21 protein-coding genes and 4 tRNA genes are annotated in these 26,109 nt (G+C 71.4%); 8 read left to right on the top strand and 17 right to left on the bottom strand.

Features of this window, described 5'->3' with window-relative positions:
• Positions 1-18: 18 nt before the first annotated feature.
• Positions 19-102, bottom strand: a tRNA-Leu gene (locus ACIRRH_RS27390).
• Positions 103-524: 422 nt separating this feature from the next.
• Here ACIRRH_RS27390 and ACIRRH_RS27385 point away from each other — a divergent pair.
• The 6 genes from ACIRRH_RS27385 (at position 525) to pknB (ending at position 9,007) form a co-directional block, all read left to right on the top strand.
• Positions 525-1,391, top strand: a complete 867-nt coding sequence (locus ACIRRH_RS27385) for an FhaA domain-containing protein (RefSeq protein ID WP_403072558.1) — start codon at positions 525-527, stop codon at positions 1,389-1,391.
• Positions 1,392-1,437: 46 nt separating this feature from the next.
• A complete protein-coding gene (locus ACIRRH_RS27380; RefSeq protein ID WP_403072555.1) occupies positions 1,438-1,983 on the top strand; it encodes an FHA domain-containing protein in 546 nt (181 codons plus the stop codon).
• Between the two features lie 53 nt (positions 1,984-2,036).
• Positions 2,037-3,635 carry a PP2C family protein-serine/threonine phosphatase gene (locus ACIRRH_RS27375; RefSeq protein ID WP_403072552.1) on the top strand — a complete coding sequence of 533 codons (1,599 nt, stop codon included), beginning with the start codon at positions 2,037-2,039 and terminating at the stop codon, positions 3,633-3,635.
• A 160-nt stretch (positions 3,636-3,795) separates the two neighbouring features.
• Positions 3,796-5,172: an FtsW/RodA/SpoVE family cell cycle protein gene (locus ACIRRH_RS27370; RefSeq protein WP_403072746.1), complete on the top strand. Its 1,377-nt coding sequence runs from the start codon at positions 3,796-3,798 to the stop codon at positions 5,170-5,172.
• The gene (locus ACIRRH_RS27365) at positions 5,169-6,626 is read left to right on the top strand and encodes a peptidoglycan D,D-transpeptidase FtsI family protein (RefSeq protein WP_403072549.1); all 1,458 of its coding nucleotides are present in this window, start codon (positions 5,169-5,171) and stop codon (positions 6,624-6,626) included. Before ACIRRH_RS27370 ends, ACIRRH_RS27365 begins: the two co-directional genes overlap by 4 nt.
• 260 nt (positions 6,627-6,886) lie before the next feature.
• Complete coding sequence (gene pknB / locus ACIRRH_RS27360) at positions 6,887-9,007, top strand: Stk1 family PASTA domain-containing Ser/Thr kinase (RefSeq protein WP_403072546.1); 2,121 nt, start codon at positions 6,887-6,889, stop codon at positions 9,005-9,007.
• A gap of 139 nt (positions 9,008-9,146) precedes the next feature.
• On the opposite strand, the gene ACIRRH_RS27355 is transcribed toward pknB, so the two are convergent.
• From ACIRRH_RS27355 to ACIRRH_RS27335, 5 genes are all read right to left on the bottom strand, one after another.
• Positions 9,147-10,004, bottom strand: coding sequence for a class E sortase (locus ACIRRH_RS27355; protein WP_403072543.1), 858 nt, complete (start codon positions 10,002-10,004; stop codon positions 9,147-9,149).
• A 37-nt stretch (positions 10,005-10,041) separates the two neighbouring features.
• The gene (locus tag ACIRRH_RS27350) at positions 10,042-11,136 is read right to left on the bottom strand and encodes a class E sortase (RefSeq protein WP_403072540.1); all 1,095 of its coding nucleotides are present in this window, start codon (positions 11,134-11,136) and stop codon (positions 10,042-10,044) included.
• A 5-nt stretch (positions 11,137-11,141) separates the two neighbouring features.
• Positions 11,142-11,807 (bottom strand): aminodeoxychorismate/anthranilate synthase component II, encoded by a 666-nt coding sequence (locus ACIRRH_RS27345; RefSeq protein WP_224283166.1) that lies wholly within the window; start codon positions 11,805-11,807, stop codon positions 11,142-11,144.
• A 55-nt stretch (positions 11,808-11,862) separates the two neighbouring features.
• Positions 11,863-12,042 (bottom strand): hypothetical protein, encoded by a 180-nt coding sequence (locus ACIRRH_RS27340; protein ID WP_403072537.1) that lies wholly within the window; start codon positions 12,040-12,042, stop codon positions 11,863-11,865.
• Positions 12,043-12,111: 69 nt separating this feature from the next.
• Entirely contained in the window at positions 12,112-12,876 is a 765-nt protein-coding gene (locus ACIRRH_RS27335) for a DUF881 domain-containing protein (RefSeq protein ID WP_403072534.1), read from the bottom strand.
• 168 nt (positions 12,877-13,044) lie between these two features.
• On the opposite strand from ACIRRH_RS27335, the gene crgA reads away from it, so the two are divergent.
• Positions 13,045-13,293, top strand: coding sequence for a cell division protein CrgA (crgA, locus tag ACIRRH_RS27330; protein ID WP_224283164.1), 249 nt, complete (start codon positions 13,045-13,047; stop codon positions 13,291-13,293).
• Positions 13,294-13,628: 335 nt separating this feature from the next.
• On the opposite strand, the gene ACIRRH_RS27325 is transcribed toward crgA, so the two are convergent.
• Entirely contained in the window at positions 13,629-14,522 is an 894-nt protein-coding gene (locus tag ACIRRH_RS27325) for a rhomboid family intramembrane serine protease (protein WP_403072531.1), read from the bottom strand.
• A gap of 249 nt (positions 14,523-14,771) precedes the next feature.
• Here ACIRRH_RS27325 and ACIRRH_RS27320 point away from each other — a divergent pair, with 249 nt between their 5' ends.
• The gene (locus ACIRRH_RS27320) at positions 14,772-15,509 is read left to right on the top strand and encodes a DUF5324 family protein (RefSeq protein WP_403072528.1); all 738 of its coding nucleotides are present in this window, start codon (positions 14,772-14,774) and stop codon (positions 15,507-15,509) included.
• An 81-nt stretch (positions 15,510-15,590) separates the two neighbouring features.
• On the opposite strand, the gene ACIRRH_RS27315 is transcribed toward ACIRRH_RS27320, so the two are convergent.
• The 10 genes from ACIRRH_RS27315 to recF all read right to left on the bottom strand — a co-directional run bounded on the left by ACIRRH_RS27315 (position 15,591) and on the right by recF (position 26,090).
• A tRNA-Ala gene (locus ACIRRH_RS27315) sits at positions 15,591-15,663 on the bottom strand.
• Positions 15,664-15,847: 184 nt separating this feature from the next.
• Complete coding sequence (locus ACIRRH_RS27310) at positions 15,848-15,976, bottom strand: DLW-39 family protein (protein WP_014137031.1); 129 nt, start codon at positions 15,974-15,976, stop codon at positions 15,848-15,850.
• A 473-nt stretch (positions 15,977-16,449) separates the two neighbouring features.
• A tRNA-Ile gene (locus tag ACIRRH_RS27305) sits at positions 16,450-16,523 on the bottom strand.
• Positions 16,524-16,625: 102 nt separating this feature from the next.
• Positions 16,626-16,702, bottom strand: a tRNA-Ile gene (locus tag ACIRRH_RS27300).
• A gap of 16 nt (positions 16,703-16,718) precedes the next feature.
• Entirely contained in the window at positions 16,719-18,113 is a 1,395-nt protein-coding gene (locus ACIRRH_RS27295; RefSeq protein ID WP_403072525.1) for a class I SAM-dependent methyltransferase, read from the bottom strand.
• A gap of 260 nt (positions 18,114-18,373) precedes the next feature.
• Positions 18,374-19,117 (bottom strand): DUF3566 domain-containing protein, encoded by a 744-nt coding sequence (locus ACIRRH_RS27290; RefSeq protein ID WP_403072523.1) that lies wholly within the window; start codon positions 19,115-19,117, stop codon positions 18,374-18,376.
• A gap of 151 nt (positions 19,118-19,268) precedes the next feature.
• The gene (gene gyrA / locus ACIRRH_RS27285) at positions 19,269-21,806 is read right to left on the bottom strand and encodes a DNA gyrase subunit A (protein WP_403072743.1); all 2,538 of its coding nucleotides are present in this window, start codon (positions 21,804-21,806) and stop codon (positions 19,269-19,271) included.
• Between the two features lie 131 nt (positions 21,807-21,937).
• Positions 21,938-23,953, bottom strand: a complete 2,016-nt coding sequence (gyrB, locus tag ACIRRH_RS27280) for a DNA topoisomerase (ATP-hydrolyzing) subunit B (RefSeq protein ID WP_403072520.1) — start codon at positions 23,951-23,953, stop codon at positions 21,938-21,940.
• 267 nt (positions 23,954-24,220) lie between these two features.
• The gene (locus ACIRRH_RS27275) at positions 24,221-24,685 is read right to left on the bottom strand and encodes a DciA family protein (protein ID WP_223244507.1); all 465 of its coding nucleotides are present in this window, start codon (positions 24,683-24,685) and stop codon (positions 24,221-24,223) included.
• Positions 24,686-24,956: 271 nt separating this feature from the next.
• Positions 24,957-26,090 carry a DNA replication/repair protein RecF gene (gene recF, locus ACIRRH_RS27270; RefSeq protein ID WP_403072517.1) on the bottom strand — a complete coding sequence of 378 codons (1,134 nt, stop codon included), beginning with the start codon at positions 26,088-26,090 and terminating at the stop codon, positions 24,957-24,959.
• Positions 26,091-26,109 lie beyond the last annotated feature (19 nt).

Here is a 26,109-nt window from a genome sequence, read left to right as displayed (position 1 = left end):
ATCTGCGGGGCTTCGCTGTGCGCGAGGGGGGAGTTGAACCCCCACGCCCTTTCGGGCACTGGAACCTGAATCCAGCGCGTCTGCCTATTCCGCCACCCGCGCATGGGTGTTGTCCTCGTTGCCGGCCGATCTTCCGAAGCGCTCGGTACCATGGGTACTTCGCGTTTCCTTGGACCGGCCTCCCTTCCGGGCGGCCCTTCCGACGTGGAAAACATTAGCACGACCTGGCGGGCTGCTCCGAATCCGTCGTCCGGAGGGCCCGACGGCATCCGAACCCATGCCCGGCGAACGTCTGTACGACTGTCGGACGGGCGCTCCGACGGGCAGACCTGGCGTGCCGTACCCGAAATGCGTCACCCTGTGTGTCCGAGCCCACCCCCGGGCACCACACGCTCCGGGAACCGTACGGAAGGGCCCGGCGTGGATACGATCAGTACGGAAGTACCGCAAGTAGGAGGCGCGACCGGGTCCCGGGCGGGATCCGGCCGGCAGGCAGGCGAACGAACCCTGGAAGGGGGTGCCCCATGGGAGTGCTGAAGAAGTTCGAGCAGCGACTCGAGGGTCTCGTCAACGGCACCTTCGCCAAGGTGTTCAAGTCCGAGGTCCAGCCCGTGGAGATCGCCGGCGCGCTGCAGCGCGAGTGCGACAACAACGCGAGCATCTGGAACCGCGACCGCACCGTCGTGCCGAACGACTTCATCGTCGAGCTGAGCCCGCACGACCACGAGCGGCTCAGCCCCTACTCGGGGCAGCTCGGCACCGAGCTGGCCGGGATGGTCCGCGAGTACGCGGAGGCCCAGCGGTACACCTTCATGGGTCCGCTCCAGGTGAACCTGGAGAAGGCCGACGACCTGGACACCGGGCTGTACCGGGTGCGCAGCCGCACCCTCGCCGCCGAGGAGCCCCAGCAACAGCAGTACGCGCCGCCGCAGCCCGGCTACGACCGCCCGCCGGCCGCCCCGGCCCCCGGCGCACCGTGGCAGCAGCCCGGCGCCGGCCCGTACGGCGCACCCCCGCCGCCGGCCGCGCCGCCCGCGATGCCCCCGGGTCCGCCCGCGCCCGCCGGCGGCAACGTCCGCGCCTTCCCCGGCGCCGGCCACGGCGGCGCCGGGATGCGCCGCTGGATCGAGGTGAACGGCGCCCGGCACCAGATCACCGGTTCGGCCTGCGTGCTCGGCCGGTCGACCGAGGCGGACGTGCGGATCGACGACCCCGGGGTCTCCCGCAAGCACGCCGAGATCCGGCCCGGCACTCCTTCGATGGTGCTCGACCTGGGCTCCACCAACGGCATCGTGGTGGACGGACAGCACACCCAGCGCGCTACGCTCCGCGACGGCTCCCGAATCGTCGTGGGCTCCACCACCATCGTCTACCGGCAGGTCGAAGGGTAGTGTCCGAATTGTTCGCGCGCCTCGCTCACCGACTGGCGGGACGGTCATGTCAGAACTGACCCTCACGGTCATGCGGCTGGGCTTCCTGGCCGTGCTGTGGCTGTTCGTCATCGTCGCGGTCCAGGTGATCCGCAGCGACCTGTTCGGCACCAAGGTGAACCCGCGGTCCTCCCGTCGTGGCGCGAGCGCCACGACGGGAGGCGGCGCGTCCACCGCGACCGCCGCACGCGCCGCTGCGCCGACCCAGGCCGGCCCGGCGGCGGGCCAGACCCAGGGCGGCGGCGGGCGCCGTCGCGGCGGCCCGACCCAGCTCGTCGTGGTGCAGGGCTCGCTGGCCGGCACCACGGTGGCGCTCCAGGGCCAGACCATCACGCTCGGCCGCGCGCACGACTCCACCATCGTGCTGGACGACGACTACGCGTCCTCCCGGCATGCCAGGATCTATCCGGATCAGACTGGGCAGTGGACGGTCGAGGATCTAGGCTCCACCAACGGCACCTATCTGGACCGGCAGCGCCTGACCGCGCCCACCCCGCTCCAGCCGGGCATGCCGATCCGTATCGGCAGGACCGTCATCGAACTGCGGAAGTAGTAGCGCATGAGGGACAGCATCCCGTCCATGACCCAGAGGGGGGCACAGGTCGCATGACCCTGGTGCTGCGCTTCGCCGCCGGCTCCCACAAGGGACTGATCCGGGAGGGGAACGAGGACTCCGGCTACGCCGGGCCGCGGCTGCTGGCCGTGGCCGACGGCATGGGCGGCGCCGCGGCCGGCGAGGTCGCTTCCTCCGAGGTGCTCGGCTCGATCGTCCGGCTGGACGAGGACGTGCCGGGCGCCGACCTGCTGACCCTGCTGGGCGACGCCGTCCAGGGCGCCAACGACCGGCTCCGGCAGATGGTCGAGGAGGACCCGCAGCTGGAGGGCATGGGCTGCACCCTGACCGCCATGCTGTGGACGGGCCAGCGGATGGGCCTGGTGCACGTCGGCGACTCCCGGGCCTACCTGCTGCGTGACGGCTCCCTGGTGCAGATCACCCAGGACCACACCTGGGTGCAGCGCCTGGTCGACGAGGGCCGGATCACGCCCGAGGAGGCCGAGACCCACCCGCAGCGCTCGCTGCTGATGCGGGCGCTGGACGGCCGCGGCCAGGTCGAGCCCGACCTGTCGATCCGCGAGGTCCGGGCCGGCGACCGCTACCTGATCTGCTCCGACGGCCTCTCCGGCCCGGTCAGCCACCAGACCCTCCAGGACACCCTCGGCAGCTACTACGCTCCCGAGCAGACCGTGCAGGAGCTGATCCAGCTCGCGCTGCGCGGCGGCGGTCCGGACAACATCACCTGCATCGTGGCGGACGTCATCGACGTCGGCGCCACGGACACCATGAGCGGCCAGTTCAACGACGTCCCGGTGGTGGTCGGCGCGGTCGCCGACGCCCCGCCGTCCTCGGCCGCCGCCGACCGCTCGATCGCGGACACCCCGGCCGGCCGCGCCGCCGGCCTCGGCCGCGGCCCGCAGGGCGCCTTCGGCCCGGCCGAGGGCTACGACGCCACGCAGGGCGGCTTCGGCCCCGCCGAGGGCTACGACGGCGAGTACGGCTCCGGCGAGCCCTCGGTGTACGGCACCGAGGGCTTCGACGAGGGTCGGCCCGCGAAGCGCAAGCGCAAGGGCCTGACGGTCTCGCTGGCCGTCCTGGTCACGCTCGGGCTGCTCGGCGGCGCCGGCTACTTCGGCTACCAGTGGACCCAGGACCAGTACTACGTCGGCACCCAGGACGACCACGTCGCGATCTACCAGGGCATCAACCAGAACCTGGCCGGCCTGAGCCTGTCCTCGGTGCACTCCTCCTACAGCAAGATCCAGCTGAAGTGGCTGCCCGAGGACCAGCAGGTCCACGTGAAGAAGACCATCTCGGTCGGCAGCATGAAGGACGCGCAGTCGACGGTCAACGAGCTCGACGGCTGGGTCCAGCTCTGCCAGCGGGCCGCGAAGGCGACCGTCCCGGCCGCACCGCCCGCCACCCAGGCGTCCCAGGCCGTGTACCTGGCCACCACGCCCACCCCGACCGAGAAGAACCGCGGCCCGGCCGCGTCGACGCCGACCACCGGCCCCTCGACCGCACCGACGCCGACCGCCCCGGCGGCACCCGCCCCGGCGCCGAACGCCACCCCTCCGGCCACGCAGGGCGACCAGGCTCCGTTGACCGAAGAGGAGCTCAGCCGGGCGAACTCCTGCCCGAAGCAGTGACGTCCGTGATCCGACATAGGTCCGCCCCGAACGGGCTTGCCGGCCGTCAGGGAGCGGTCACCACGTGAGCAGCTACGACCTGAGCCAAGAAACCACCCGGTCCGGCCGGCGCCGGGCGGCGGCCGGACGCGCCGCCCCCCGCCGGCGGGGCAACACCACGATCTCCCCGCAGGAGGCGCCCAACCGGCGCAACACCGAGCTGGCCCTGCTGGTCTTCGCGGTGCTGCTGCCGGTCCTCGCGTACGCCAACGTGGGCCTCGCGATGGACGGCCGGCTGCCCGCGGGCATGCTCGGCTACGGGTTCGGCATGGGCGCCCTGGCCGTGGTCGCGCACCTGCTGGTGCGCCGCTTCGCGCCGTACGCGGACCCGCTGATGCTGCCGATCGCCACCCTGCTCAACGGGCTCGGGGTGGTGATGATCTGGCGGCTGGACAAGGCCGGCAAGCTGCTCAAGAACAACTACCCGGCGGCCGAGAACCAGCTGATGTGGTCGGCCCTGGGGATCGCCGGCTTCATCGGGGTGATGGTCCTGCTGAAGGACCACCGGGTGCTCCAGCGCTACACCTACATCTCGATGGTGGTGGCCCTGGTCCTGCTCGCCGCCCCGGCCTTCTTCCCCTCCCGGGACGAGGACTTCGGCGCCAAGATCTGGATCCGGATGGGCAGCTTCTCCATCCAGCCGGGCGAGTTCGCCAAGATCATCCTGACCGTCTTCTTCGCCGGCTACCTGATGGTCAAGCGGGACGCCCTGGCGCTGGCCAGCCGCCGGTTCATGGGCCTGTACCTGCCGCGCGGCCGCGACCTCGGCCCGATCATCGTGATCTGGCTGCTCAGCCTGCTGATCCTGATCTTCGAGAACGACCTGGGCACGTCCTTCCTGTTCTTCGGCCTGTTCGTGGTGATGCTCTACGTCGCCACCGAGCGGACCAGCTGGATCCTGTTCGGCCTGCTGATGTCGGTCGGCGGCGCGGTGGCGGTCGCCTCGACCGCCAGCCACGTGAAGGTCCGCATCAACGCCTGGCTGGACCCGATGGCCGTCTTCGGCCCGAACCCGCCGAAGGGCGCCACCGAGCAGATCGGCCAGTCGCTGATGGCGCTCGGCTCCGGCGGGGTCACCGGCTCGGGCCTCGGCCAGGGCCGCTCCTGGCTGATCGGCTTCGCCGCCAAGAGCGACTTCATCCTGGGCTCCTTCGGCGAGGAGCTCGGGCTGGCCGGACTGATGGCGATCTTCCTGCTGTACGCGCTGCTGGTGCAGCGCGGTCTGCGCACCGCGCTCGCCGCCCGCGACCCGTTCGGCAAGCTGTTCGCCGTCGGGCTCTCCTCGGCGATGGCGATCCAGGTGTTCGTCGTGGCCGGCGGTGTCACCGGGCTGATCCCGCTGACCGGTATGACCATGCCGTTCCTCGCCCAGGGCGGTTCGTCCGTGGTCGCCAACTGGGCGCTGGTCGGGATCCTGCTGAAGATCAGCGACAGCGCCCGCCGCCCCGGGGCCGAACCGGCCCCGGCCACCGAGGGCCAGGGAGGACCCGCCCGATGAACAAGCCGATCCGCCGGGTCTCGATCTTCTGCCTCGTGCTGATCCTGGCCCTGATGGTGCGCACCAACTGGGTGCAGGGCGTCCAGGCCGAGTCCTGGGCGACCAACAAGAACAACAAGCGCCAGCTGTACGACCGCTACGCCCACCCGCGCGGCAACATCATCGTCAGCGGCCAGCCGGTCACCAAGTCCGACTTCGTCAACGGCCTGCGCTACAAGTACAAGCGCTCCTGGGTCGACGGCCCGATGTACGCCCCGGTGACCGGCTACTCCTCCCAGGCCTACGGCTCCAACCAGCTGGAGAACCTGGAGGACGGCATCCTCTCCGGCACCGACGACCGGCTGTTCTTCCGGAACACCCTGGACATGCTGACCGGCGAGCAGAAGCGCGGCGGCGACGTCGTGACCACCATCAACGCCAAGGTCCAGAAGGCCGCCTTCGACGCCATGGGGAACAAGAAGGGCGCGGTGGTCGCGCTCGACCCGAAGACCGGCGCGATCCTGGGGCTGGTCTCCACCCCCTCCTACGACCCGGGCACCTTCGCCGGCGGCGAGGCCGCCGACACCAAGGCCTGGACGGACCTCAACGCGGACCCGAACAAGCCGATGCTCAACCGGGCGCTGAAGGAGACCTATCCGCCCGGCTCGACCTTCAAGCTGGTCACCGCGACCGCAGCGTTCGAGAACGGCCGGTACCAGAGCATCGACGACGCCACGGACACCCCCGAGCCGTACATCCTGCCGAACACCACCACGCAGCTGAAGAACGAGAGCCCCAACGAGCGCTGCGAGAACGCCACCATCAAGTCCGGGATGGACCAGTCCTGCAACACGGTCTTCGCCAAGATGGGTGCGGACCTGGGCAAGGAGAAGATGCGGGCGCAGGCCGAGAAGTTCGGCTTCAACAGCACGATCGACACCCCGGTCCGCTCCGAGAAGAGCGTCTTCCCGGACAGCCCGAGCCTGGACGGCACCGCCCAGGACTCGATCGGCCAGCACGACACCCGCGCCACCCCGCTGCAGATGGCCATGGTCTCCGCCGCGATCGCCAACAACGGCAGCCTGATGCAGCCGTACCTGGTCGACCAGGAGCGCTCGGCCACGCTGACCACCGTCTCCAAGCACACCGAGAAGCAGTTCTCCCAGCCGATGAGCCCGGCCACCGCGCAGAAGATGCAGGACCTGATGGTCTCGGTGGTCGAGAACGGCACCGGCAAGAACGCCCAGATCCCCGGACTCCAGGTCGGCGGCAAGACCGGCACCGCGCAGCACGGCGAGGACAACGCCGGGCTGCCGTTCGCCTGGTTCACCTCCTGGGCCAAGACCCCGGACGGCCAGTCGGTCGCGGTCGCGGTGGTGGTCGAGGACGGGTCCCAGAACCGCGACGGCATCAGCGGTGGCCGGCTCGCGGCCCCGATCGCCAAGGCGGTGATGCAGGCCGCACTCGGCAAGTAGGAGCGCAGATCCGGGGTGAGTGGAATGTCACGATCGGCACCGTCGTCCGGATACCGGTCTGATATCGGCCGACGGTCGACTCCGGTCCGATGCGGTACGACCGGTAGCGTATCCGCCAGCAGCGGGTGTGCCCGTTGCCGCCCGCGAGGCACCGCACGGCTCGGCCGGAGAACCGGTCGCGGACCGCGCGGCGTCACCCAGAGCGTGCGGGGACGCCTACGTCACAACCTCACCGGCCGGTGAGGGAGAGGGTCGGAACTATGGAAGAGCCTCGTCGCCTCGGCGGCAGGTACGAGCTCGGCGGCGTCCTCGGACGCGGCGGCATGGCCGAGGTTTACCTCGCCCATGACACCCGACTCGGCCGCTCCGTCGCAGTGAAGACGCTCCGGGCCGACATGGCCCGGGATCCGTCGTTCCAGGCCCGCTTCCGCCGCGAGGCACAGTCGGCGGCGTCCCTGAACCACCCCGCGATCGTCGCCGTGTACGACACCGGCGAGGACTACATCGACGGCATCTCCATCCCGTACATCGTGATGGAGTACGTCGAGGGGTCCACGCTGCGCGAGCTGCTGCACTCCGGGCGCCGTCTGCTGCCCGAGCGTGCGCTGGAGATGACCATCGGCATCCTCCAGGCCCTGGAGTACTCGCACCGGGCCGGCATCGTGCACCGCGACATCAAGCCGGCCAACGTGATGCTGACCCGGCAGGGCAACGTCAAGGTCATGGACTTCGGCATCGCCCGTGCGATGGGCGACGCCGGTATGACCATGACGCAGACCTCGGCCGTCATCGGCACCGCCCAGTACCTCTCCCCCGAGCAGGCCAAGGGCGAGCAGGTCGACGCCCGCTCCGACCTCTACTCCACCGGCTGCCTGCTCTACGAGCTGCTGACCGTCCGCCCGCCGTTCGTCGGCGACTCGCCGGTCGCCGTGGCCTACCAGCACGTCCGGGAGGAGCCGCAGCCGCCGTCCGTCTTCGACCCCGAGGTGCGCCCCGAGGTCGACGCGATCGTGCTGAAGGCGCTCGCCAAGGACCGCGACTACCGCTACCAGACTGCCGACGAGATGCGCGACGACATCGAGCGCTTCCTCGACGGCCTGCCGGTGGCCGCCGCCCAGCAGGCCGCCGCGTACGGCATGGGCGCGGCCGGCTACGGCTACGACCAGAACGGCTACCCGCAGCAGCACGACCCGTACGGCCAGACCAACGTGCTGCCGCAGCAGCCCGGCGGCGGCCCGACCACCGTCCTGCCGCAGGCCTCCGGGCAGCCCGGCTACGGCCAGGGCGGCTACCAGGACGACGGCTACGGCCAGACCCACGCCGGCCCCGCGGTCGGCGGCAACGACGGCTACGACGACGGCTACGGCCGCGGCCGTAGGGGCGATGACCCGCCGAAGAAGAGCAACACCTCCTGGATCGTGCTGGCGGTGGCCGCCGTGCTGGTCCTGGTCGGCACCTTCTTCGTCGCCCAGGCGATGTTCAGCGACAAGGGCACGAAGGACGCCGCGAAGGTCACCGCGCCGAACCTGGTCGGCAAGACCCTCGCGGAGGCCAAGACGGCCGCCACCGGGGCCGGTCCCAAGCTCGTGGTGACCGAGGGCGAGAAGGTCGCCTGCCCGGACGCCAACGTCAAGAAGGACCAGGTCTGCACCCAGAACCCGGTGTCGGGCACCCAGGTCGCCGAGACTGCCACCATCACGGTGCAGATCTCCTCCGGCCCGGCCAAGACGCAGATCCCGACCGTGACCGGCAAGCCCAAGGACCAGGCCCTCCAGGCCCTGGCCGCGGCCGGCTTCACCAACGTCGCCCCGCCCGAGTACAAGGACGACGACACCGCCCCGCAGGACACCGTCATCGCCCAGGACCCGGCGGCCGGGTCGCCCGCCGACCCGAGCGCTCCGGTCAAGCTGACGATCTCGCAGGGCAAGGCCAAGGTGAACGTCCCGAACGTGGTGGGCGCCCAGAAGGACGACGCGGTGAACCAGCTGCAGGGCGCCGGCTTCCAGGTCGACGCCTCCAAGACCACGCAGACCAACGACCCGACCAAGGTCAACACCGTCTTCTCGCAGTCGGTCTCGCCGAACACCAAGGTGCCGGCCAACACGAAGATCTCGCTGATCATCTACAAGGCGCCGGACAAGGCCCAGGTCCCGCCGATGCAGAACCAGAAGCTGTCGGACGCCATCGCCGCGCTCCAGAAGGTCGGTCTGCTCTACACCGTGGTCAGCGGTCCGCAGGACCCGAACGCGGTCGTCATCCAGAGCAACCCGGGGGCCGGCACCCAGCTGGACCCGAACACCCAGGTGCAGCTGTTCACCCGGCCGGCCGATCCGGTCAAAGGGGGCGACCCCACCACCCCACCCGCCAAAGGGGACCACTAGGCCTCCGATCTTCCCCTGGTTCGGCTGAGCCGGGGCCGGAGCCCGGGTAGCCCCGGATAACGCCCGAGGGCCCGCCGCAACGCTTGCGGCGGGCCCTCGGGCATTTCCGTACCGGCCCCCAGGAGGCCCGTGAGCGGCTTCAGGAGTGCCGCAGCTCCGGCGGCGGGGTGCGCTTGGCGTCCATGTCGTCCACCCGCACCAGGCTCCCCCAGACGGCCATCCGGTAGCGCGAGGTGTACACCGGCGTGCAGGTGGTCAGGGTGATGTAGCGGCCGGGACCGGCGTAGCCGGAGCGGGCCGGGACGGGTGCCACGATGCCGGTGTCGTACTTGGACGTCTCCGCCAGGGTGTTGTCGACCTTGTAGACGTACCACTTGTCCTTGGTCTCTACCACGACCGCGTCGCCCTGGTGGACGGCGTCCAGGTCGTGGAACTTGGCGCCGTGGCCGTCCCGGTGGGCGGCCAGCGTGAAGTTGCCCTGCTGGTCCCAGGGCATCGCGGCCTTGTACGGCTGCTCGTAGACGCCCGCCACGCCGTCGTCCAGGACCTCGGTGGAGGTGCCCATCCGGATCAGCACCTGGTAGCCCCGGCCCATCGCCGGGACGTGCAGGAAGCCGACGTCGTCCCCGGCCGCGAACTGCTTGGCCGGGGGCGCGGGCGCGGGCCCGGTGCCGGTGCCGGTGCCGGTACCGGGGGCATCGGGCGCACCGGGGGCCGGGGCCGCGCCGGGTGTGGCCGGGGGACCGGGGTCCGGGCCCGCGGCCCAGCTGCTGCGCAGCCGGTCGGCGGCGGCCGAGGCCGATCGGTCGGCCTCCACGTTGGTCCACCACAGCGAGTAGGCCACGAACAGGCCGAGCACCAGGCCCAGCGTGATCAGCAGCTCGCCGAAGACCCCGAGCGCGGCCAGCGCCCGGCTCCGTCCCCGCCCGGCCCGCGGCTCGGGCGGCGGAAAGGCCTCCTGCGCCGGTTCGGCCGACTGCGCGGTCTCGTCCTGCATCTGCGGTGCTCCCCCTCCGGGCCGGGCGGCCGGGCGTCTACCCGCCCGTGATCGCGGCCGGCTTGCCCTGGGCACGCGGCCGTTCCTCGATCATCTTGCCAAAGACGATGAGACGGAACTTGGAGGTGAACTCCGGCGTACAGGTGGTCAACGTGATGTAGCGGCCGGGACCGGCGTACCCGGCGCCGTTCGGCACCGGCTTGATCACGCTCACGTTGTTGGGGGAGGTCTCCGGGATGCCCCCGGTGACCTCGTAGGTGTAGTAGCCGGCGGCGGTCTCCACCACGATCTTGTCGCCCTTGCCGAGCTGGTTGATGTACCGGAACGGCTCGCCGTGGGTGTTGCGGTGGGCGGCCAGCGCGAAGTTGCCCGCCTTGTCGCCCGGCATCCCGGTGCCGGTGTAGTGGCCGACCAGGCCGTTGTCGAGCACCGCCGACTTGGAGGTGCCCTCGGCGATCGGGAACTTCAGCCCCAGCTTGGGCAGGTAGATGATGGCGAAGCCCTTGCCGGGCTCGAACACCTCGGGCTTGTTCGGGTCCGGGGCCGGCCGGCCCGGCTGTACGAGTGGGGCAGCCGCGTTGAACTGCTGCTCCAGCTGGTTGCGGGCCCCGTCGGCGGCCTCGTCGGCCTGCACGTTGGTCCACCAGAGCTGGTAGGCGACGAAGAGCAGCATCACCAGGCCGAGCGTGATGCACAGCTCGCCGACGCCCCGGGCGGCCACCACGAGCACGGACTCCTTGGGGCGCACCCGCCCGGCGGCGCGGCCGCCCGCCCGGCGCCGGCCGCTGCCCGAACGCAGCGAGGTGCGGCCCTGGGCGGCGCGGCGGCGCTCGGCCCGGCCACCCGTGGGGGCCGGTTCGGAGGCCGGCGCGCCGTCGACGAGGGGCAGCCGCAGCTGGAGGGTCTGGTCGGGCAGCCAGGGGTACTCGGGCCCGTCCACGAGGGGCTCCTGGGCCTGCTCGTACACGCCCCAGGCATCCTCGGGCGCGGTCTGCACCGGGAACCCCTGCTGGTACGGCACGCCGCCGGTGCCGTCGTCCTGGCCCGGGTACCGGGGCCCGCCGTACTGCTGCACGGTGCCGTACGGGTCCGCCTCCGACTGGAAACGCCCATCCGGACGCAGCGCGGTCACGCCGGTCAGCCCCGGCCGATCACCGGGGCGAGCCCGGCCGACCGGTCGACCGCCTGCGGGAAGCCGCACTCCGCGAGCCAGTTGGCGAGCATCCGGTGCCCGCCCTCGGTGAGCACCGACTCGGGGTGGAACTGCACGCCCTCGACCGGAAGTTCACGGTGCCTCAGGCCCATGATCACGCCGCTCCCGGTGCGCGCGGTGACCACCAGTTCGGCCGGCACGGTGGCCGGTTCGACCGCGAGCGAGTGGTAACGGGTCGCGGTCAGCGGCGAGGGCAGGCCCTCGAAGACCCCGCCGTCCTCGTGCTCGACCGGCGAGGTCTTGCCGTGCAGCAGCTCGGGCGCCCGGCCGACCACCGCACCGTACGCGGCCGCGATCGACTGGAGCCCCAGGCAGACGCCGAACACCGGCAGGCCGATCCGCGCGCAGTGGTGCACCATCTCGATGCAGACCCCGGCCTCCTCCGGGGCACCGGGCCCGGGGGAGAGCAGCACCCCGTCGAAGCCCTCCGCGCCGGAGCGGCGTACGGCGTGCTCGACGGTCACCTCGTCGTTGCGCACCACCTCGCAGGTGGCGCCGAGCTGGTACAGGTACTGGACCAGGTTGAAGACGAAGCTGTCGTAGTTGTCCACCACCAGGATGCGGGGCGGGGTGGTCGGCTGGGTCGTCATGCGCGCGTGGTCTCCGTGGGGTGCGGTGCTGGAAGGGAGTTCCGGGCCCGCCGGCTCAGCCGGCCGCGGCACCGTCGCCGCCGTCCACTGTGACGTCGCCGAAGGGGAGCAGCGGTTCCGCCCACGGGAAGACGTAGGTGAAGAGGAGGTACACGGTCCCCACGACGAGGAGCAGCGAGATGAGGGCCCGGACCAGGGTGTGCCCCGGGAGGTGACGCCAGATCCAGCCGTACATGGTGCTCCCTCGACGTAGCGGACTGGGTTAAAGAGTAGACCCGCCGTCCACGGCCGCGGGGCAGGTCCGCTACTGCTGTCCGCCCGCCGAACGCAGTTCGGTGGTGCCGGAGTACCCGGGCAGGGTCAGCTCGCCGCTCTCCTGGACCTTCCAGCCCAGCCCGTAGGCCTGGACGTACTGGAGGTAGTTGCGGATCGTCGGGTCCGCCTCGACGGCCGAGCGCAGGGCGTCGGTCCGCCCGACCGCCTTGACCACGTACGGCGGGGAGTAGACCCGGCCCTGGAGCAGCAGGGTGTTGCCGACGCAGCGGACGGCGCTGGTGGAGATCAGCCGCTGGTCCATCACCTGCACGCCCTCGGCGCCGCCCCGCCACAGCGCGTTGACGACGGCCTGGATGTCCTGCTGGTGGATGACCAGGTCGTTGACGCCGGGCTCGGGCACCCCGGGGATGCGCGCGGTGGCGTTCGGCGGCGCGTCGTTGAGGGTGACGGTCAGGCCGCCGCCCTGGAGCGGCTCCAGGGCCGCACCGGAGCGCAGGCCGTCCAGCCGCGCGGCGTCGGCGGGGTCGTGGCCCTGCTGCTCGGTGAGCTGCTGGGCGCGGCTCTGGAGGTCGGCGAGCTGGGACTGCGCCTGCTGGTTCTGCCCGCTGCGCTGGCGGATCACGTCACCGAGGCTGAGCAGCGAGTTGTCGGTCCGCAGGTCCGTGCCGCGGGCGGTCTGCGCGCTGACGTAGAAGAGCAGGCCGGCGAGCGCGAAGACGGCACAGGTCAGGGCACGTCCGGCAATTCGGGTACCGGAGCGGCGGATACGGGCCGTCTCAGGGGGAATCGACAAATTAGTCACCGTACCCTTATCTCCTCAAGACCCACCGAGCCACTACGCTAACGGACGCCGGTGGCACGTGGCGGAGCGATCCCCAGGGCGTTCTCCACAGCCGGCCCGGCCGATTCCACCCGCTGCACGCCCGCGCGGTCTCACAGCGCATCGACAGGAGAGCTCCTCGTGCCGAAGTCTCGACTCCGCAAGAAGTCCGACTACACCCCGCCGACCACGGCCGCGGTGAAGATCAGTTCGGGCCGCAGTTGGGTCGCGCCGCTGATGCTGGCACTGTTCCTGATCGGCCTGGTGTGGATCGTCACCTACTACGTGACCAGCGGCACCTACCCGGTCGAGAGCTGGCGGAACTGGAACATCCTGGTCGGCTTCGGCTTCATCGCCGCCGGGTTCGGCGTCTCCACCCAGTGGAAGTGACGGCCCGCCCGTCCTGAGGCTCTGATTCGAGCCGTTCTCCGCCGCTCCGGATCGCTCGTCCCGGGGCGGCGGTCAGGCGTGCCCGGAGCCGAGCGGGGGCCCGGTGGGTTATCCCGACCATCGGACCGTCATGCTTATCCACATGGTTATCCACACTGGGGAAAAGTCTCCCCAGCCTGTGGATAACCTTCCCGGCCGGGGCCGTCCACAGCTGTGCACAACTCCCGGGAAACGAGAAATCCGCACAGCAGGACACGCGTAGAACAGCAGTCCACAACCAGCGGGCCGCACAGCCTGTGCACAACCCCGCACCCGCTGTGGACAAACGTCCGGGGTCAGGCCCCGTAGAGCGCCATCCCGGTCAGCAGCATCCCCGCCTCGACCGCCAGGGCGCCCGCCACCGCCAGCGCCTGGACCAGGCCGCGGCGCTCGCGCGGGGCGTACATCAGGCCGGCCGCGGTCAGCGCGCCGAGCACCAGCCCGCCGACGTGCGCGCGCCAGTCGATGCCCGGGCGGGAGAAGGTGACGATCAGGTTGAAGACCAGGAACGCCATCGCCGGGCCGAGCGGGCCCTTGTTCCGCAGCTGCATCACGATCGTGGCGCCGATCAGCCCGAAGACCGCGCCGGAGGCGCCCACCGAGTTCATCCAGTCGCCGGCCACCAGGAAGGCGAAGGTGCTGCCGCCCAGGGCGGAGAGCAGGTAGAGGGCCAGGAAGCGCAGCCGGCCGAGCGCCTCCTCCAGCGAGGGGCCGAGCCAGAACAGCACCAGCATGTTCATCCCGACGTGCCACCACTCCAGGTGCAGGAAGGTGGCGGTCAGCAGTCGGTACCACTGGTCCGGGCCGTCCGCGATGCCCGCCGGGCCCCCGAGGATGTCCCGCCCGGCGCTGAACAGCGACCAGGTCTGGCCCAGCCGCGGGGTGAGCACGTAGGCCGCCAGCACCCAGACCACGATGTTGAGCCCGATCAGCACCCGGGTGACCAGCCCGCCGTCGGCGGCAAGGGCCCCACCGAACCGGGTGGTCGCCTGCCGCGACCCGGCGTGGCCGCTGCCGACGCACTCCGGGCACTGGAAGCCCACCGAGGCGGCCACCATGCACTGCGGGCAGATCGGCCGCTCGCAGCGGGTGCAGGAGACCCCGGTGGGGGTCTGCGGGTGCCGGTGGCAGCCGGGCAGTCCGGCCTCCGGGGACCGATCGGCCGACGGCCGCGGCTCGTCCGGGAGCATCAGCGGTGTCCCCTTCCCGTACACGACCTCCGAAACCGCCAGCCTACTGCCGCGCCCCCCGCTCCCGGACCGGCTCCCCCACATCCGCCCGCCCCGCCCTCGCCCCTTCCCCGACACGCCCGCACCACCCGCCCGCACCACGGAGCCCCGCGTACGGCCCACTCCGACATGCTTCCGGACAAATCAGGATGCATGATCAGCATTCAGGTGGATATGTACATAAAGGACGCCACCCAGGAGGAGAGACTCGTGAGCTTTACGGATTCGGCCCGAGAGACGGCCACCAGGACCCGGGACACCGCCGCACACTTCGCGGACGGCGCCAGGCAGCGCCTAGGCCCGGCCTTGGACGCCGTCGGTCCGAAGGCCGTGCTGGCCGCCCACAATCTCCGGGTCCAGTACGACAGACATCTCGCCCCGCAGTTCGGCCACGTCTTCGCCAGCCTGCCGCCGGAGGCCCAGCAGAACGTCCTGAAGGCCCTCCACCGGGCCCAGGAGGCCGCCCTGGCGGCCCGCCTGTCCGCCGCCCGGGCCGCGGACCAGACCCGCGCCACCGTCGGCCCCAGGATCGCCCATGCGGTCGAGGAGGCCCGCGCCACCGTCGTCCCGGTGGCGCAGGAGGCCCAGGCGCGCGGCGCCGCCGCGCTGACCGCCCTCCACGGCAACGTCAGCTCGGCCGAGATCAGCGAGCTGGCCGCCCGGAACGCCCGGAAGGAGCGCTGCAACCGCCTGGCCGCCGGCCTCGCCGTGGCCGGCCTGCTGGCGATCGGCGGTGGCATCGTGGCCTGGGAGTGGTGGCGCCGGCACAGCAACCCGGAGTGGCTGGTCGAGCCCCCGACCGGGCAGGAGTCCCGGCCGGCCGGCGCGCACCCGGCGTCCGCCCCGGTGAACGGCTCCGACTCGGACGCCACCGTCGAGCCGACGGACGAGGGCCCGGCGGACGAGAACGACGGCCCCGCCGGCGAGGACGGCCCGAAGCCGCACTGACCGTCCGGAAACACCCGAAACGCCGATCGGCCGCCGGCCAGGATTCCTGGTCGGCGGCCGATCGGCTACTGCTGTGAACTGTGGAGCATAGGAGACTCGAACTCCTGACATCTGCCTTGCAAAGGCAGCGCTCTACCAACTGAGCTAATGCCCCTCGACGGCACCGCGCGTGCCAACGGGCACTAGCGTACCGGTTTCCGGCGCGATTCCCAGCGCCGTCCCCCCGGAACGGTGCCGTTCCCTGTGGTCGGCCGGTCCGGTTCGTCGACCGGGCCGGCCGGCCCGGGAGGCGCCGACGGGCGCCTCCGGAGTTCGTCGATCGTCAGATCGCCGAGGGCTCAGCGACCGGCCGGAACCGGGTCGGTGGCCTCGGTCCACAGGTCCTGCTCGGCGCGGTCCGCCTGGACCTGACGGTAGACAAAGAAGCCGCCGAGGGCGACCAGGGCGACCAGGAGAAGCTTCTTCACCGCGGGACCTCGTCCTTCGTGCGTTGGTGGACTCAAGAGCCGGATCCGGCCGGACTGACCGGGCCGACGAGTCCAGTTGTGTTTCGAGCGCGAACGGGCGGCCGAGTACCAGACTGCCCTTGCGGCCGATGATACACACCGGTGTCCCAATCGTGACCAGCCGCCGTACGGCCAACCCGGCGGTGCGGTCCCAGGATTGACGCCGCACCTCCTGGCGGCCGCTCCGGCCGCGCCCGGGGACCGTCCCGGCGCCCCCGGTCAGGCGCGGCCGGCCGCTCCGTCCACGGGTCCGTCCGGTACCACCAGGGCGCAGACCAGTCCGGGGATGCTCATCGCCCAGAGCACCGCCATGTCGTCACCAACCCTCCACCGTCCCTCCCCGGAGAACAGCGGGGGAGGGCGGGCGGTTCCCGGTCCGGCGGCGGGGAACGTCGAAGGGCCCGGAGTGGATCACTCCGGGCCCTTCGGGGAGGTGGGCCTAACAGGACTTGAACCTGTGGCCTCTTCCTTATCAGGGAAGCGCTCTAACCGTCTGAGCTATAGGCCCTCACCGAGAAGAGATCGTACCGGATTCCGGCCGACCCGCGGCCCCGCCCGATCTCGGGAAGTGTCGAAGGGCCCGGAGTGGATCACTCCGGGCCCTTCGCGGTGGTGGGCCTAACAGGACTTGAACCTGTGGCCTCTTCCTTATCAGGGAAGCGCTCTAACCGTCTGAGCTATAGGCCCTTGCCGCACTGAAAGATTAGCGGACCGACGGCCGATCTCCCAAATCCGGATCGGCCGGGGCCGCGGCGGCGCCCCCCGCGACCAGCTGCGGCGCAGCGGCGGTGGGGCTCAGCAGCCACTCCTCGCGGGTCGACGGCAGACCCGCCGCGCCCTCCTCGGTGCTGCGGACGGCGAGGACCTGGTTGATCCCGATCCGGTTCTGCTCGAAGGCGAGCGCGGAGGCCGCCATGTACAGCCGCCAGACCCGGGCCCGGCCGCGCCCGACCAGCCGGACCGCCTCCGTCCAGTGCGCCTCCAGGTTGGCCACCCACTCGCGCAGGGTCAGCCCGTAGTGCTCGCGCAGCGACTCGACGTCCCGAACCTCGAAGCCGGCCTCCTCCAACCGGGCCACGGTGGAGCCGACGGGGGAGAGCTCGCCGTCCGGGAACACGTAGCGGTCGATGAACGGGCTGGTGCGGTGCGGCTCGCCGGGGAAGTCGGGACGGCGGGCGATCTGGTGGTTGAGCAGCCGGCCGCCGGGCACCAGCAGCCGGTACAGGCCCTCGGCGTAGACCCGGTACTGCTCGGAGCCGACGTGCTCGGCCATCCCGACGCTGGAGATCGCGTCGAAGGGCCCGTCGGCGATCTCCCGGTAGTCCTGGAGCCGGACCTCGGCCCGGTCGGACAGCCCGGCCTCCTCGATCCGGGCGCGGGCCAGCGCGACCTGCTCCCGGGAGATGGAGACGCCGACCGCGGTGACCCCGTAGTGCTTCGCCGCGTGCAGCAGCAGCGAGCCCCAGCCGCAGCCGACGTCCAGCAGGCGCACCCCGGGGCGCAGGCCGAGCTTGCGGCAGATCAGGTCAAGCTTGGCCTCCTGGGCGGCCTCCAGGCTCTTCGCCTCCGGCGTCCAGTAGGCGCACGAGTAGACCATCGAGGAGCCCAGCACGATCCGGTAGAAGTCGTTCCCGACGTCGTAGTGGTGGCTGATGGCCTCGCGGTCCCGGCTGCGGCTGTGCAGCCGCCCGTCGGCCCTGCGGACCTCCTCACGGGGCGGCTCGGGATCGAGGCCGACCGCTCCGGCCCGCAGCGCGGCGGCGAGCACCCGGCGGCCCCTGGCGCCGAGCACGTCGCGCGGCCCGAGGGCCAGGGTGCGGATCTCCGGTCGCTCGGCGAAGCGGGCGACGGCGGAGAGCGTCTCGTACAGGTCGGTGCCGGGGGCGAGTTCCAGGTCCCCCGCGACGTAGGCCCGGGCCAGTCCCAGCTCGTCCGGCCGCCAGATCAGCCGGCGCAGTGCCCGGCGGTTGCGCAGGACCACGGTGGGCGCGCCCGGCGGCCCGGCGACGCTGCCGTCCCAGACCTGCACCCGCAGCGGCACCGGGACCCCCAACAGCCCTTCCAGGGCCTCGACCAGTTGACCTGCGAGCTTCGCCACCGCGCGCCTCCGTCCAGTCGTCCTGCGGAACCTCAGCTGACCCGGTCGGGCGGACCGGGGGCGGCCTGCGGCACTCCCGGGCGCGGGACGGGCGGCAACCAGCTAATCCCACCGCGGCCGCCCGGTTTCCGGACGGCACGCCGCGGGCGGCCGGCTGTCACCCGAAATGCCGACGGGCCCCACCGGCTGGAACAGCCTGCGGGGCCCGTGCATTCCGTCCTCGGACGGAGAGCTGAGCGAGGGTCAGGATCCGGCCGGGATCAGTCCTCCTCGGCCAGGGTGAGCTCGACGCCGCCGGTGAAGCCGGCCGCCGCGTTGTAGATGAACGCGGAGAGCGTGGACAGGGCGGTCAGCAGGACGACGTCGACCACGGCGATCAGCGTGGTGAAGGTCATCACCTTGCCGAAGCCGATGTAGTCCATCAGGTTGAGGCCGCCGCTGCTGTCCGAGCCGGTGACGTCCTTGAGGGTCTTGGTCAGCGAGTCGAAGACGCCGAGCGAGTCCAGCGTCATCCACAGCACGGCCGAGGCCACGATGATGATGATGCCGACGGCCAGCGACAGCAGGAAGCTGACCTTCATCACGGACCACGGGTCGACCTTGGTCACCCGCAGCCGGGCCTTGCGGGTCCGGCCGAGGCCGGGGCCGCCGCCCGCGGGGGCAGCGGCGGCCGGGCGGCGTGCCGCCCCGGCGGCGGCCGCACCGCCGACCGGGGTTCCGCCGGCCGGGGTGTTGCCCGAGGTTCGGGTGCCCCGGGCCGGGGTCGGCTGCCCCTTGGCGTACGTGGTCGGCTGCGAGAAGCCGCCCGAGCCGGAGGCCGGGCTGCTCTGCGGCTGCCCCCCGTAGGTCCCACCGCTCTGTCCCGCTCCGCCGACCGGTGGCATCAGCGAGGTGGACGCGGCCGGGTGCTCGGCCGGCGGCTGCGGCACGCCGTACGAACCCCCGCCCTGCGCGCCCGGACGGCCGCCGGAGGTTCCTCCCGCAGCACCCGTGGCTCCACTCACCTGGTCCTCCCGCACTTCCCACCAGGACGGCGGCGCCGCCCTGCTTCGTCACTCGTCATCCAGCGCCCGGCGGGATTGCCCGGAACTGGTCGGCGTCCGGTGCCGTCGCGTCCCTCTACCTGGACGCGGCGGCACCGGTCTGCGGTTCGGTTCAGGCCTCGACGTCTCCGTCGACCACCGTCTCCGTACCCTCGGCCGTCTCGGTGGACTCGGTACCAGCGACCTCGTCCTCCGCCGTCTCCTCGTCCTCGGCCTCCGCGTTGCGGGCCATGCCCACGACCGCGTCGCGCTTCCCGAGGTTGATCAGTTGGACGCCCATGGTGTCACGTCCGGTTTCACGAACCTCGGAAACCCTTGTGCGGATCACTCCACCCGAGAGGGTGATCGCCATGATCTCGTCGGATTCGTCGACCACGAGCGCGCCCACCAGCGAGCCTCGACCCTCGACGATCTTCGCCGCCTTGGTGCCGTAGCCGCCGCGCCCCTGGACACGGTACTCGTCCACGCCGGTGCGCTTGGCGTACCCGCCGTCAGTGGCGGTGAAGACGTAGGTGCCCGGACGGACGACGTTCATCGAGAGCAGTTCGTCGTCCTCGCGGAACGCCATGCCCTTGACGCCGGAGGTGGCACGGCCGGTGGGCCGCAGCGCGTCGTCGGTCGCGGTGAAGCGGATCGACTGGGCCTTCTTGGAGACCAGCAGCAGGTCGTCCTCGGCGGAGACCAGCTCGGCGCCGATCAGCTCGTCGTCCCGGCCCTCCTCGTCCTGGCGCAGGTTGATCGCGATCAGGCCGCCGGAGCGCGGCGAGTCGTAGTCCTTGAGCGCGGACTTCTTCACCAGGCCGGCCCGGGTGGCGAGGACCAGGTACGGCTTGTCCTCGTAGGTGCGGACGGCCATCACCTGGGTGATGTGCTCCTCCGGTTGGAAGGCCAGCAGGTTGGCCACGTGCTGGCCGCGGGCGTCGCGCCCGGCGTCCGGCAGCTCGTAGCCCTTGGCCCGGTAGACCCGGCCCTTGTTGGTGAAGAACAGGATCCAGTTGTGGGTCGTCGTCACGAAGAAGTGGTCGACGATGTCGTCCTGCTTCAGCTGGGCGCCGCGCACGCCCTTGCCGCCGCGCTTCTGCGAGCGGTAGAGGTCGGAGCGGGTCCGCTTGACGTAGCCGCCACGGGTGATCGTGACGACGATGTCCTCCTCGGCGATGAGGTCCTCGATGGAGAGGTCGCCGTCGGAGGGGATGAGGGTGGAGCGCCGCTCGTCGCCGTACTTCTCGACGATCGCGGCGAGCTCCTCGGAGATGATCTCCCGCTGGCGGATCGGCGAGGCCAGGATCGCGTTGTACTCGTCGATCTTGCGCTGGAGCTCGTCGTGCTCGTCCGTGATCCGCTGGCGCTCCAGGGCGGCCAGGCGACGCAGCTGCATCTCCAGGATGGCGTTGGCCTGGAGCTCGTCGATGTCGAGCAGGCCCATCAGGCCGGTGCGGGCGGCGTCGGCGCTCGCCGAGGCCCGGATCAGCGCGATGACCTCGTCGATCAGGTCCAGGGCCTTGAGCAGGGCGCGCAGGATGTGGGCGCGCTCCTCGGCCTTGCGCAGGCGGAAGGTGGTGCGCCGGACGATGACCTCGACCTGGTGGTTGACCCAGTGCCGGATGAAGGCGTCCAGCGACAGGGTGCGCGGCACGCCGTCGACCAGGGCCAGCATGTTGGCGCCGAAGTTGGTCTGCAGCTCGGTGTGCTTGTACAGGTTGTTCAGCACGACCTTGGCGACCGCGTCGCGCTTGAGCACGACCACCAGGCGGGTGCCGGTGCGGGCCGAGGACTCGTCGCGGACGTCGGCGATGCCGGCGATCTTGCCGTCCTTCACCAGGTCGGCGATCTTCAGCGCGAGGTTGTCCGGGTTGACCTGGTACGGCAGCTCGGTGATCACCAGGCACTGGCGGCCCTGGATCTCCTCGACCTCGACCACGGCGCGCATGGCGACCGAGCCGCGGCCGGTGCGGTAGTAGTCGTCGATCCCGCGGCGGCCGACGATCAGCGCGCCGGTGGGGAAGTCCGGGCCCTTGATCCGCTCGACCAGGGCCTCCAGCAGCTCCTCGTTGGAGGCTTCCGGGTTCTCCAGGTACCAGAGCGCGCCGGAGGCGACCTCGCGGAGGTTGTGCGGCGGGATGTTGGTGGCCATGCCGACCGCGATGCCGGTGGCACCGTTGACCAGCAGGTTGGGGAAGCGCGCGGGCAGGACGGTGGGCTCCTGCGAGCGGCCGTCGTAGTTCGACGCGAAGTCGACGGTCTCCTCGTCGATGTCGCGCATCATCTCCATGGCCAGCGGCATCATCTTGCACTCGGTGTAGCGCATGGCGGCGGCCGGGTCGTTGCCCGGGGAGCCGAAGTTGCCGTTGCCGTCCACCAGCGGCATCCGCAACGACCACGGCTGGGCCAGGCGGACCACGGTGTCGTAGATCGCGGCGTCGCTGTGCGGGTGGTAGTTGCCCATGACGTCGCCGACGACGCGGGCGCACTTGTAGTAGCCCTTCTCGGGGCGGTACCCGCCGTCGTACATCGCGTAGAGCACGCGGCGGTGCACCGGCTTGAGGCCGTCGCGGACCTCGGGCAGCGCACGGCTGACGATCACGCTCATCGCGTAGTCGAGGTACGAGCGCTGCATCTCGGTCTCGAGCTCGACCGGCTCGATCCGCATGGTCGCCTGGGCGGTGGCCTCGGCGGCCTCGGGGGTCTCGGGCTGTTCGCCTTCGGGACGGTTGTCGTCGACCACTGGTGGTCAGTTTCCTTTCACGCGGACTGGTACGTGCGGGGCCTGGGGTGCAGGCGTCACACGTCCAGGAAGCGGACGTCCTTGGCGTTGCGCTGGATGAAGGAGCGGCGGGCCTCGACGTCCTCGCCCATCAGCACGGAGAACAGCTCGTCGGCGCGGGCGGCGTCCTCCAGGGTGACCTGGAGCAGCAGGCGGTGCTCGGCGTCCATGGTCGTGACCCGGAGCTCCTCGGCGTTCATCTCGCCGAGACCCTTGAAGCGCTGGATCGCGTCGTCCTTGGGGAGCCGGCGCCCGGCCTCCACCCCGGCGGCCACCAACGCGTCGCGCTCGCGGTCGGAGTAGGCGTACTCGAAGTCGTCCTTGCCCCACTTGATCTTGTACAGCGGCGGCATGGCGAGGTAGACGTACCCGGACTCGACCAGCGGCCGCATGAAGCGGAACAGCAGGGTCAGCAGCAGGGTGCGGATGTGCTGACCGTCGACGTCGGCGTCTGCCATCAGGACGATCTTGTGGTACCGCAGCTTGGCCTCGTCGTAGTCCTCCTGGATGCCGCAGCCGAACGCCGAGATCAGCGCCTGGACCTCGGTGTTCTGGAGGACCTTGTCGATCCGGGCCTTCTCGACGTTCAGGATCTTGCCGCGGATCGGCAGGATGGCCTGGGTGCGCGGGTCCCGGCCCTGCTTGGCCGAGCCGCCGGCGGAGTCACCCTCGACGATGAAGATCTCGCACTCGGACGGGTCCTTGGACTGGCAGTCGGAGAGCTTGCCCGGCAGCGAGGCGGACTCCAGCAGGCCCTTGCGACGGGTCAGGTCGCGGGCCTTGCGGGCGGCGACGCGCGCGGTGGCGGCCTGGATCGACTTGCGGATGATGTCCGCGGCCTCGTTGGGGTTGCGGTCCAGCCAGTCGTTGAGCTGCTCGTGGACGACCTTCTGGACGAAGGTCTTGGCCTCGGTGTTGCCGAGCTTGTCCTTGGTCTGGCCCTCGAACTGCGGCTCGCCGAGCTTGACCGAGATGATCGCGGTCAGGCCCTCGCGGATGTCCTCGCCGGAGAGGTTGTCGTCCTTCTCGCGGAGCAGCTTCTTGTCCCGCGCGTAGCGGTTGACCAGGCCGGTCAGCGCGGCGCGGAAGCCCTCCTCGTGGGTACCGCCGCCGTGGGTGTGGATGGTGTTGGCGAAGCTGTAGACCCCCTCGGTGTAGGAGGAGTTCCACTGCATCGCGATCTCCACCGAGATCGCCTTGTCCTTGTCCTCGGCCTCGAAGTCGATCACCGAGGGGTGGACGGGCTCGCCCTTGCGGGAGTTGAGGTGGGCGACGAAGTCGGCGATGCCGCCGTCGTACTTGTACGTGACGGAGAGCGGCTTGCCCTCCTCGTCCACGTGCTCGGGGCGCTCGTCGGTCAGCGAGATCGACAGGCCCTTGTTGAGGAAGGCCATCTCCTGGAAGCGCCGGGAGAGCGTCTCGAAGGAGTAGACGGTGGTCTCGAAGATGTCGCCGTCGGCCCAGAAGGTCACCGTGGTGCCGGTGCGGTCGGTCTCCGTGCCCTTGACCAGGGCGGCGGTCGGCGCGCCCATCTTGTAGTCCTGGGTCCAGATGTGGCCGTCCTTGTGGATCTCCACCGAGAGCCGGGTGGACAGCGCGTTCACCACGGAGACACCCACGCCGTGCAGACCGCCGGAGACGGCGTAGCCGCCGCCGCCGAACTTGCCGCCCGCGTGCAGGACGGTGAGCACGACCTCGACGGCGGGCTTGTCCTGGCCGGGGACGATGTCCACCGGGATGCCGCGGCCGTTGTCGACGCAGCGGATCGCGCCGTCGGCCATGATCGTGACGTCGATGGTGTCGGCGTACCCGGCCATCGCCTCGTCGACGGAGTTGTCCACGACCTCCTGCACCAGGTGGTGCAGGCCGCGCTCACCGGTGGAGCCGATGTACATGCCGGGGCGCTTGCGGACGGCGTCGAGGCCTTCCAGCACCTGGATGTTGCTACCGGTGTAGGAAGCCTGGTCGGACTGGTCTGGGGTCTGGCTGGGGTTGCCGGAATCGGCCACGAAGCGCCCTCTCTGGCACAGCACGGGCCGCATGCCCACCCCGTGCGGGCGGGCGTGCGACCACAGCGTTTCGACTCGGTTGCCACTAGCAACAGTGTTTGGCTTCCAGTCTACCGGTACGACTGACAGAGATGGGCGTTTGGCAGCCCTTGAGGGCAGATACGCCGCCCTGAATCCCTCTACACATGTCCCGATACTCGACCGGGGGGCCCAGGGCGCCTGGAAGGGCTGTCAGGGGTTCCGGAAGATCGCCATCCGATCCGCGCACCCGGCGGCCGTCCGACTTCCCGCTCAGCCCCAGGTGTCGCCCGGCCCCTTGCTCCCCGGCGCGCGCAGCCGGCCGTAGCCACGGGCGGGCGCCGCCGGGCCGAGCACCTTGATGGTCCTGACCGTCCCGTGCCCCAGCTCGTGGTTCAGACGGGCCACCAACTGCCTTGCCAGCCACCGCAGTTGGGTGGCCCAGGCAGTGGAGTCGCACTGCACGGTGAGCACCGCGGCGGCCTCGTCGTAGGAGGAGGGGTGGCAGTGCGCGGCGATGTCCGGGCCGACGATCTGCGGCCAGCGGCCCATCACCCCGCCGACGGCGGCCGAGGACTCCCAGCCGCGCTCGGTCAGCAGCCGGTTGAGCGCCGCACCCAGCGGGACCGGGTCGCGGCCGTCCGAGCGGGCGCCGCTGCGCAGGCCGTGCCGCTTCGCCTCGCGCTTCTCCCGGACCTGCTCACCGCGCTGGCGGGCCTGGGCACGGGCCGCCCGCAGCGCGGAGCGGGCGAGGTCGGCGCCGGTCGGCCCGGAAGCGCCGGGCCCGGGGGCTTCGGACGTGGGGGCTTCGGACGTGGGGGAGTGCTCCGCCGACTCGCTCACGGCGATCTCCTTTCCCCAGCCTGTGGACAACGGTCGCGGTCGCGCGCCCGCCGAGCCGTCCAGCCTACGGGAGCGGCCGGGCCCGTCGGGCCGGGCCGGGGGTGCGCGGAAGTGGTCGCGGTGACGGTGGTGCGGTGGTGCGGCGGTGCCGGTGAAGGGGGCGCGGTCAGGCGTCGATCCGGCGCACCGCGCCGTCGGAGACCGCGAACCGGGCGCCGGCCAGCGCCTTCGGGACGTCCTCGGCGACCGCCGCGGTCACCAGCACCTGCTCGCCGCCGGCCACCAGCTCGGCCAGCCGGTCCCGGCGGGCGGCGTCCAGCTCGGCGAACACGTCGTCCAGGATCAGCACCGGCTCGCCGCCGTCGGCGCGCAGCAGCTCGTACGAGGCCAGCCGCAGCGCCAGCGCGTAGGACCAGGACTCGCCGTGGCTGGCGTAGCCCTTGGCCGGCAGCGGGCCGAGCTTGAGCACCAGCTCGTCGCGGTGCGGACCGACCAGGGTGACGCCGCGCTCGACCTCCTGTTTGCGGACCGCCTGCAGCGCGTGCAGCAGTTGCTCCTCGGCCTGCTCGCGGCTGGTCGGCAGCTCGCCCTCGAAGGAGCTGCGGTACTCCAGGGCGGTCTCGCCGCCCCCGGGGGCCAGCTGCCCGTACGCGGCCGACACCAGCGGCTGCAGGACGGCCACCAGCTGGATCCGGAAGGCCGTCAACTCGGCGCCGGCGCGGGCCAGATGGCCGTCCCAGACCTCCAGGGTGGACAGGTCCGCGCCCTTGCCGCCGCCGGCCCGTCGGGCCATCGCGGCGGTCTTCAGCAGGGCGTTGCGCTGCTTGAGCACCCGCTCGTAGTCCTGCCGCACCCCGGCCAGCCGGGGTGCCCGGGCGGTCAGCAGCCCGTCCAGGAAGCGCCGCCGCTCACCCGGGTCGCCCTTCACCAGGCTGAGGTCCTCGGGGGCGAACAGCACGGTGCGCAGCAGGCCCAGCACGTCGCGCGGGCGGACGTTGTCGGAGCGGTTGATCCGGGCCCGGTTGGCCTTGCCCGGGGTGAGCTCCAGCTCGATCAGGGTGGAGCGGCCGCGGTCCACCACCGAGGTGCGGACCACCGCCCGCTCGGCACCCAGCCGGATCAGCGGGGCGTCGGTGGCGACCCGGTGGCTGCCCAGGGTGGCGACGTAGCCGATCGCCTCGACCAGGTTGGTCTTGCCCTGGCCGTTGGGTCCGACGAAGGCGGTCACGCCCGGGTCGAGGGGCACCTCGGCCCGGGCGTACGACCGGAAGTCGGCGAGCGACAGATGCGCGACGTGCATGGCTGTGGACTGCGCCCGC

Origin of the sequence: Kitasatospora sp. NPDC101235 (genome assembly GCF_044767505.1) — a bacterium.
Lineage (GTDB): Bacteria > Actinomycetota > Actinomycetes > Streptomycetales > Streptomycetaceae > Kitasatospora.
The sequence above is the reverse complement of the archived record's forward strand: the minus strand, read 5'-3'. Positions and strand labels throughout refer to the sequence as shown.